General features: G+C 53.1%; 1 protein-coding gene. It reads left to right on the forward strand.

Going from position 1 to position 1,462, the window contains the following annotated elements; genetic code table 11:
- Positions 1 to 431 precede the first annotated feature (431 nt).
- Positions 432 to 860 carry an Rrf2 family transcriptional regulator gene (locus AB9K37_RS00545; protein ID WP_369835114.1) on the forward strand — a complete coding sequence of 143 codons (429 nt, stop codon included), beginning with the start codon at positions 432 to 434 and terminating at the stop codon, positions 858 to 860.
- Positions 861 to 1,462 lie beyond the last annotated feature (602 nt).

The following is a 1,462-nucleotide window of genomic DNA, read 5'->3' on the forward strand; positions in this document are numbered from 1 at the left end:
ACCAACAAAGAGTCGCAACCCCAAAACAATACAAAAACCAAAAAACACAAAAAAAACCGCCAAACACACACTAAGCGCCCAGCAAGCCCTCAAAACCCCGTCCAAAAACCATAAAGCAACAACGAGACACTTCCGTGAAAATCCAAACAAACAAAACACCCCCATACCCACAGTAGAGTGGAAGTGGCACAAGCGAGAGATCCAAGCGAAACCGCGCAGAGGTACGACTGAGCCGCGGCGTGACCAAAGACATGGCTCACCTCACAATCTGCGCCGATATATTCAAGTTACTCACTTTCCCGCGTATTGACGGGAGCGCGCAAAACGCAAACGGCCATAGAATGTATGGTATACTTTGCCTTGATGAGGTTTATCATCGGGCTCGCGGCAATGACCGATCTGCCTAGCGCTATAGATACTGAGAACCAGAGATGAAACTTACCCGGTATTCTGACTACGCCCTAAGGGTAAGCCTCTACCTCGCCATACATCAGAGTCGCCTTGTGCAGATTTCAGAGATCATAGAGGCCTACGATCTGCCTCGTAGTAATATCATGAAACTGATCACAGACCTTGTTGGAGCTGGCTTCCTAGAGTCGGTCCGCGGGCGCGCGGGGGGTATTCGTCTCGCCCGACCTTTGGCAGATCTCACGATCGGTGAAATCGTGCGCCATACGGAACGCGACCAACCAATGGTGGACTGCTCAAACTGCATCCTTGCTCCGGAATGTGGGCTCATCTGCATACTTAATGAAGCCAAGAGCGCGTTCTTTGCGGTGTTGGATGGGTACACCTTAGAGCATGTCACGAAAAACAACCCCACCGCGCTCCAGAAACTGACCGGCATTTCTGTGACCTGATTGGGCGACCCACGCGCTCGGATTCGCGCGCAACAGTGCCCGGAGACGTCTTTCATCGTTTTCTCTTCGCACAAAATCTAACCATTCATCAAAATGAATGTTTAGAAACTCAGCGCGAGGGCTCTACGCTCCGTAACAAGTACAGTTTGACCAGCTGCACCGCAGAAAGATGTTCACGGGCCAGCGCACCCGTGCAACCCTAAGACCGTGCCGACAACGAGGTTGGCCGCTTCCGAGACAACGTTCGTCCCGAACCACAGTTGATCCAAATTGCACCTAAGTGCGCCAGAAGCGGCGTGGATTTTCCACGACCTAAGTTTTCGCGAGTGAAATGCCAGCACAGCCAGCCCTCACTGAGACCCATACAGAAATTGCGCCCGAACAACCCAGAATTGTGGTGATCGGTGGCGGACCCGTGGGTGCGCGCGCTGCGACGCTCTTGGCACAGCGCGGCCTGGAGGTTGAGCTACCCCCCGAAATTCGGACACTGACATAAGCTACAATATGCAGTCTGCTGATCTTCAACACGAAGGAGATCAGAGATGTCTAAACGCAAGCAGCATGCGCCGGAGTTCAAGGCGAAGGTCGCGCTGGAGGCCTTG

This window comes from Donghicola sp. XS_ASV15 (genome assembly GCF_041224595.1).
GTDB lineage: Bacteria > Pseudomonadota > Alphaproteobacteria > Rhodobacterales > Rhodobacteraceae > Donghicola.

What these genes read in the sequence shown, in the direction of transcription:
- AB9K37_RS00545 (WP_369835114.1), top strand. Translation starts at nt 432, where the DNA reads ATGAAACTTACCCGGTATTCTGACTACGCCCTAAGGGTAAGCCTCTAC.